This is a genomic window from Catenulispora pinistramenti, from assembly GCF_018274385.1.
GTDB classification, from domain to species: domain Bacteria; phylum Actinomycetota; class Actinomycetes; order Streptomycetales; family Catenulisporaceae; genus Catenulispora; species Catenulispora pinistramenti.
On record NZ_JAAFYZ010000345.1, the window covers coordinates 1 to 7,371 of the forward strand.

At 72.8% G+C, this 7,371-nt stretch carries 6 protein-coding genes; all 6 read right to left on the reverse strand.

Annotated features, from left to right (window positions below; translation table 11 throughout):
- On the reverse strand, nt 1–875 hold an 875-nt coding region (locus KGQ19_RS46180), incomplete at its 3' end, for a LysR family transcriptional regulator (protein ID WP_212021566.1).
- 42 nt (nt 876–917) lie between these two features.
- On the reverse strand, nt 918–1,715 hold the full coding sequence (locus KGQ19_RS46185; RefSeq protein WP_212021567.1) for an SDR family oxidoreductase: 798 nt from the start codon (nt 1,713–1,715) through the stop codon (nt 918–920).
- Between the two features lie 161 nt (nt 1,716–1,876).
- Nucleotides 1,877–2,497, reverse strand: coding sequence for an NUDIX domain-containing protein (locus KGQ19_RS46190; protein WP_212021568.1), 621 nt, complete (start codon nt 2,495–2,497; stop codon nt 1,877–1,879).
- A 161-nt stretch (nt 2,498–2,658) separates the two neighbouring features.
- Nucleotides 2,659–4,350, reverse strand: a complete 1,692-nt coding sequence (gene pyrG / locus KGQ19_RS46195) for a CTP synthase (protein WP_212021569.1) — start codon at nt 4,348–4,350, stop codon at nt 2,659–2,661.
- 202 nt (nt 4,351–4,552) lie between these two features.
- Entirely contained in the window at nt 4,553–5,647 is a 1,095-nt protein-coding gene (locus tag KGQ19_RS46200) for a glycosyltransferase (RefSeq protein ID WP_212021571.1), read from the reverse strand.
- Nucleotides 5,644–7,371, reverse strand: a 1,728-nt coding sequence (gene murJ / locus KGQ19_RS46205) for a murein biosynthesis integral membrane protein MurJ (protein ID WP_212021573.1), incomplete at its 5' end; no start/stop codon positions are given. The genes KGQ19_RS46200 and murJ, both read right to left, overlap by 4 nt.

The window sequence follows — 7,371 nt, forward strand, 5'->3', positions numbered from 1 at the left end:
GCCCCCACCAGCCGATCCACCCACTCCCGAGGCGCCGCGTCCGTCCAAGCCACCGCCAGCTCGACCGGCTCCAGATCGACCACCGGCACCAGCGCCACCCCCGGGCACACCGCCCACTCGGCCATGGCGATCGGCGCGAACCACACCCCGTGCCCGCGCCGCACCTGCGCCAGGCAGTCCTCCAGCGTCTGCACCACCGGCCCGCGCACCGCCGGACGGCCGTCGGGGCGCGGGTCCGCGATCCGGTGCGCCTGCACCGCCGGGGAGCCGAAGGCATCAACGATCACCACCGGATCCTCGGCCAGCTCGGCCACGGTCACCGACGCCGAGCCGGCCAGCCGGTGCCCCTCGGCGAGCAGCACGGCCCGGGCGTCGTGCCGGAACGTCGCGGTGTGCAGGTCCGCATCACCGGTCGGCAGCCACAACAGGGCCGCGTCCGAGGTGCCGGCGTGGAGTTCGGCCATGGCCTCGACCGGCCGCAGGACCGTGCGGACCTCGACGTCGAAGCCCGGATGGTCGGCCTCGATCACGGTGGCCAGCCGGATGGCCAGCTGCGTGGTCGGATGCGAGGCCGTGGCCACCCGCAGACGGCCGACCCGGCCCGCCGCCGCCGCGTGCACCGCGGTGCCCAGGGCGTCGGCGTCGGCCATCAGGGTCCGGCCACTGCTGGTCAGCTGCTCACCGGCCGCCGTCAGCCGCACCCCGCGCGAGGTCCGGACCAGCAGCGTGACGCCGAGCGCGCGCTCCAGGTTCTGGATCTGCAGCGACAAGGTCTGCTGGGTGACGTGCAGACGCGCCGCCGCCCGGGTGATGCTCGCCTCCTGTGCGACGACCAGGAACGACCGCAGGCTGCGCAGGCTGATGTCGTCGATCACACGCAGACGATAGCCGTAGGCGTGCGATGGACGGCGCGCCGCTCAGAACATCGCGCCGTTGGCCCGCACCGTCTGCCCCGACACCCAGCCCGCCTCAGCGCTGAGCAGCCAGCCGACCACCGGTGCGACGTCCGAAGGCCGGCCCAATCGCCCACGCGGGCTGTGATTGGCCGCCGCGGCCATCGACTCCGGGGTCTCCGCGTGCTGGTAGAAGTCGTCGTCGATCGGGCCGGGGGCCACCGCGTTCACCGTGATGCCGCGCGCGCCGAGTTCCTTGGCGGCGGCCAGGACCATCCGCTCCACGGCGGCCTTCGAGCCCGAGTACAGGCCGTAAGGTCCGGTCATGATGGACGTCAGCGTGGTCGAGAGCACCACATAGCGGCCGTCGTCGGCGATGTGCCGGGCGGTGGCGCGCAGGGTGTTGAACGCCGAGCGGGTGTTGAGGTCGATCAGGTGGTCGAAGTCCGCGTCGGTGAAGTCCGCCAGCGGCTTCTTCAGCACCGCGCCCGGCGTGTGGACGACGATGTCCAGCTTGCCGTGCCGGGCCACGACGCCTTCGAACAGCGCGTTCACGTCGTCCGACCGGCGCGCGTCGGACCGTATCGCCTCGGCGGTGACGCCGTGCTTCTCCAGCGCGAGCAGGGTCCGCTGCGCGGCCGCGTCGTCGTTGGCGTAGGTGATGACGGTGGTCGCGCCGCGGGCGGCGATGTTCTCGGCGAAGGCCGCGCCCTGGTTGCGGCTGCCCCCGATGACGAGGGCGACCTTGCCCTGGAGGTCCCGCTGCGGTTGCGGCTTCGCCGTGTCCGTCATCCCCGTGTCCGTCGTCCCCGTGTCAGCCATCGCTGTTTCCTTCCATCGGTGTCAGGGCTCGTGGTCCGAGCGCCGTGATCGATGGTGGCAGCGGGCGGGGGCGGGGCGGAAACAGAATGTCCCGGTGGCCGCCACAAGGAAATCTTGTGGCGGCGAGGTGCTCCTCAAGGCCCTGATAAGGCCCGGTCGGGCTAGTACGGCCGCTGCGGCCAGGGGGCGTCGGCCGGCCGCAGATCGTCCAGAGCGTTGGTGCTGATGACCGTGGTCAGGGCCAGCACCCCGGCCACGGTGAGCGGATTGTGCAGCTCCCCGGCCAGGATCAGCTTGGTCACCTCGGTCCGGTCGGCCCACACCACGGACATGTCGGCTTCCTCGTGCTCACGCGCGAACTGCTCGGCCTCCGCTTCGCGCACGCCGCGCGCGAGGTAGACGCGGATCGCCTCGTCGGAGCCGCCGGGGGTGGTGAACAGGTCGACCAGCACACGCCAGTCGTCGGCCTGCTGGTGCGCCTCTTCGTAGAGCTCGCGCTTGGCGCCTTCCAGCGGGTTCTCGCCGGGGTGGTCGAGCAGACCGGCGGGCAGCTCCCACAGCCGCCAGCCCACCGGGTGCCGGTACTGGCGCACCAGCAGCACCCGGTCCGCCTCGTCCAGGGCCACGACCCCGACCGCGCCGGGGTGTACCACGTAGTCGCGCTCGGCGACCTTGCCGTCCACCATCTTCACGGTGTCGGTCCGGATGGAGATCACGTGCCCGCGGAACTTCTCCTGCGAGGCCAGCACCGGCCACTTCTCCGGCTCGTCGCGGATCTCCATCACGCTTCCCTGGCTTTCCCTCGGCGGACTTGGCGGGCTCGGCAGACTTGGCGGACGCCGATGATCGCCAGCCTATCGCGACGGGTCGGTCAAGGCTCCGGCGCGCGGAAGCGCCCCGGCGCGAACGCCGGGGCGCGGAGCCCTGCCGAAACCTGCGGGAATCAGGCCCCCGCAGCACCGGCCTCAGCCAGCGGCTCACCGGCCGCGCCAGCCGCGGCCACTCCCTTCGAGCGCTCGACCGCGGCGGCGATCAGGCCCGAGAACAGCGGGTGCGGACGCGTCGGACGCGAGCGCAGCTCGGGGTGGGCCTGCGTGCCCACCAGGAACGGGTGCTGCTCGCGCGGCAGCTCGACGAACTCCACCAGCCGGCCGTCCGGCGAGGTGCCGGAGAACACCAGGCCGGCCTCCTCCAGGCGGGGGCGGTAGGCGTTGTTCACCTCGTAGCGGTGCCGGTGCCGCTCCTCGATGTAGGGCTCGCCGGCGTACAGCTCGCGCACGATCGTGCCCTCGGCCAGCTTGGCCGGATACAGCCCCAGGCGCATGGTGCCGCCCAGGTCGCCCTGGCCGGCCACGATGTCGCGCTGGTCGGCCATGGTGGAGATGACCGGGTCCGGGGTGGCCTCGTCGAACTCCGCGGAGTTGGCCGCGGCGATGCCGGCCAGGTGGCGCGCGCCCTCGATCACGATGCACTGCAGGCCCAGACACAGGCCGAGCAGCGGGATCTTGTTCTCGCGGGCGTACTTGACGGTGTTCACCTTGCCCTCGATGCCGCGCACCCCGAAGCCGCCGGGCACGCAGATCGCGTCCACGCCGGTCAGGTGCTTGGCCGCGCCCTCGTCGGTGGCGCACTCGTCGGAGGGGACCCAGCGGATGTTCACCCGCGCGGAGTTGGCGAAGCCGCCGGCCCGCAGCGCCTCGGTCACCGACAGGTAGGCGTCCGGCAGGTCGATGTACTTGCCGACCAGGGCCACGGTGACGTCGTGGTCCGGCTCGTGCACCCGGCGCAGCAGGTCGTCCCACTGGGTCCAGTCCACATCGCGGAACGGCAGGTCCAGGCGGCGCACCACGTAGGCGTCCAGGCCCTCGGTGTGCAGGACCTTGGGGATGTCGTAGATGGACGGGGCGTCCACGGCCGCGGTCACGGCCTCCTCGTCCACGTCGCACATCAGCGAGATCTTGCGCTTGATGGCCTGGCTGATCGGCCGGTCGGCGCGGCACACGATGGCGTCGGGCTGGATGCCGATGCTGCGCAGCGAGGCCACCGAGTGCTGGGTCGGCTTGGTCTTCATCTCGCCGGACGGGCCGATGTACGGCACCAGGGAGACGTGCAGGAAGAACACGTTGTCCCGGCCGACCTCGTGCCGGAGCTGGCGCGCGGCCTCCAGGAACGGCAGCGACTCGATGTCGCCGACGGTCCCGCCGACCTCGGTGATGACGATGTCGACGTCCTCACCGCCCATCCGCCGGATCCGGGACTTGATCTCGTTGGTGATGTGCGGGATCACCTGGACCGTGTCGCCGAGGTACTCCCCGCGCCGCTCCTTGGCGATCACCGCGGAGTACACCTGGCCGGTGGTGACGTTGGCCGAGCCGCGCAGCTCGGTGTCCAGGAACCGCTCGTAGTGGCCGACGTCCAGGTCGGTCTCGGCGCCGTCGTCGGTGACGAACACCTCACCGTGCTGGAACGGGTTCATCGTGCCGGGGTCGACGTTCAGGTAGGGGTCGAGCTTCTGCATCGTGACCCGCAGGCCCCGAGCTTTCAGCAGGGCTCCGAGCGAGGAGGCGGTGAGGCCCTTGCCCAGGGAGGAGGCGACGCCCCCGGTTACGAACAGGTGTTTCGTCTGGTGTGCCAAAGGGGGGCTCCCGCGGATCGCTGGCTACTAAAGGGGGCACTGCTCGAAAAGAGCGGTGGCGATGGGGTGCCGGAAGGGGCGTCGTCCGTGTCGGGGCGGCGAAGCCGGAACCTGTCATCCACGGGAGACCAGGATATCAGCAGTTGCCGGGCTTGAGGCTCACGGGTCGATCATGCGCGGACAGATGTCGGCAACGCCCCGTTCATGATCGGTTCGGCGGGCCTGGCGAACAGCCCGCGGAATAGGCGGCGAGGACCGCGGCGAGTTCGTCCTCGGGGCCGGGCCACAAGGCGTCCCAGCCTGCGGTCGGAGCGGCCGGGGCCGCGAGGAGGGCGCGCGCCAGGGCCTCGGGATCCCCGGCCGGAATCAGCGGCAGGCGGCCGGCGGTCACTTCGGCGACGCCGCCGACATCGGTCGCGATGACCCGCGGCACGCCGGCGCGCAGAGCTTCCTGCAAAGCCAGCGGTCGCGCTTCCCAGGTGCTGCACATCACGAAGGTGTCGATCGCGCGCAGCAGGTCGGCGACGTCGGTGCGATGGCCGAGAAGGGCGACCGGGAGGGCGTGTGCGTCGATGACCGCTTGGAGCGCTGTCCGCTGCGGGCCCTCACCCGCGATGGCGACCGGCGGGACGGCGCCGTGGCGCTCTTGAACGAGTATCAATGCCTTGAGAAGGGTGTCGTAGTCCTTCTGCGGGGCCAGCCGGCCGACGGCCAGGGCGATGCCCTGCTGATCGTCGGGAGCAAGGCCGAGTGCGCTCTTCAGCTCCGCTCGGACCTCGGCGGCGGGCCGGGTCGGTGCGGGCAGCGGCGGGGCGACGACTGGCGCGAACTGAGCGTTGCGCGCGCCGTGGCCTGTTGCCGACTCCAGGAGTTCGTGGGAGGCGGCCAGGACCGCGTCCGCGCGTTGGGCGATCAGCCGCAGCAGGACTTCCCCGGCCCGGCCCGTGGGCGCGTTGTGGAGGGTGACGACGGTGCGCTTGCGGGTCGCCAGGCAGGCGGCGGCGCCGACGCGGAGGCCGTGGGCGTGGACGACGTCGGCGCGCGATTGGCGGGCCGCGTGGCGGATCGCGGGGATCGCTCCGGTGCCGGTGGCGATCAGGGTGCGGACGTCGTGGCCGGCCTCGCGCAGGGCGCGGGTGAGGCTGTCCACGTGGACGCCGATGCCGCCGGTGCTTTCCGGACGGACCAGGAGGATTCTCAGGGGGTGATCGCCGGCGGCGTTTTCGCGGTTTGCGGCGTTATCGCGGTTCGCGGCGTCATTACGGTTCGCGGCGTTATCGCGGTTCGCGGAGCTCATCGTCCGGGCCGCCGTCCGCGCCGGTTGTCGACCGTGGCGCGCAGCCACTTGCCGCACTCGGTGTCCGGGAGCAGGCGCTTGGCCGCGACGATCGTGGCACCGACGAACACGGCGATCGTCAGCAGCGCCGTCGCCGCGCCGATCAGCATCGCGCGCAGCGGGCCGGTCGCGCCGGGCAGGTCGGCCAGCAGCATGCCGGCCGGGGTGGCGACGGCCGCCGCGATCAGGGCCACCAGCCCCGCGCGGCCGACGCCGGTGAGCGCGGCGCGTCCGATGCCGCGGCGGACGGCCGTGAGCAGTGCCGCGCCGGCCACCGACATGCCCAGGACGTTGCCCAGGCCCAGGGCGATCACCGCGTCCTCACCGGGGAACAGCGAGACCAGCGTGAGGTCGGCGGCCAGGACCGTGAACCAGCCCGCGCAGACCGAGACGGCGGCGGCGCGGCCCCGGCCGGCGGCGTAGAGGGCGCGGCTGAGGTGGGCCAGCAGGCCGTAGCCGATCAGGCCGGGGGCGAAGGCGGTCAGGCCCTGGCCCATCATCTCGACGGTGACGCCGCCGCCGGTGCCGTGCCGCGCGGTCAGGAACAGCCGGGCGGTCGGCCACGCGGCGGCGGCCAGGACCGAGGCGCCGGCCGCGGAGAAGATCACCACGGCCTGGGTGGTGGCCGCGACGCCGTGCGCGTAACCGGGGCGGTCGCCGGCGGCCCACTTCGCCGACAGGTCGGTGAAGGCGCTGGTCGCGACCGGGACCGCGAGGACCGCGTAGGGCAGCGAGTAGACGGCCCAGACCAGGTTGAAGACGGTGAGGGTGCCGGTCGAGGCGTGGCCGGCGTTGGACAGCAGCACGATGGTCAGCACCGCGAGCTGCTGGGCGATCAGGGTCGCGACGCCGGCCACGCCGAGGGAGCGGGCCTTGCGCGCGACGCCGTCGGGGAAGCGGAAGGTCGGCCTCAGCGCGAGCTTCGCTCTTCGGACCGCCGGGAGCAGCGACAGGACCAGGATCAGGACGCCCGCGGACGTGCCGAGGGCCAGGACCAGCTCGGGCGCGTGGTGCAGGTTGCGCAGGTGGGCGCCGCGGCCCCGGTCCAGGAAGGCGAAGACCGTGTAGGAGCCGATGACGACCAGGCTGGACATCAGCGGGGCCAGCGCCGGGGCCAGGAAGCGGCGGTCTGCTTGCAGCGTCGCTCCCAGGACGACGGCGGCGCCGTAGAGCGGGATCTGCGGCAGGAAGAAGACCAGGAACCGGCTGATCTGGTCGGTGTAGACCTGGGCGGCGTGGTCGGAGCCGTGGCCGCCGGCCAGGATGTGGCCCATCGGCCCGGCCAGCAGGACACCGGTCGCGGACAGCGGGATCAGGACGGCGAGCGTCCAGGTCAGCAGGGCCGAGACGATGCGCGAGGCCCGGGCCCGGTCGGCGGGGCCGTCGCCGCCGCCGGTGAGCGGCCCGGCCAGCAGCGGCACGGCCACCCCGGCCAGCGCGCCGCCCGCGGTGATCTCGAAGACGATGTTCGGGAGCTGGTTCGCGGAGTTGTAGGCGTCGGCCAGGGCGCCGGCGCCGACGGTGTGCGAGAAGACCAGCCAGCGGCCGAAGCCGACGACGCGGGAGGCGACGGTCGCCACCGCGATGAGGATGGCGGCGCTGGCCAGGGAGGAGGCGGCCTTGGCGGTGCCGGTAGTGGTGGCGGCCCTGGCGGCGGTGCCCGGGCCGGGGCGGCGGCGGGGGCG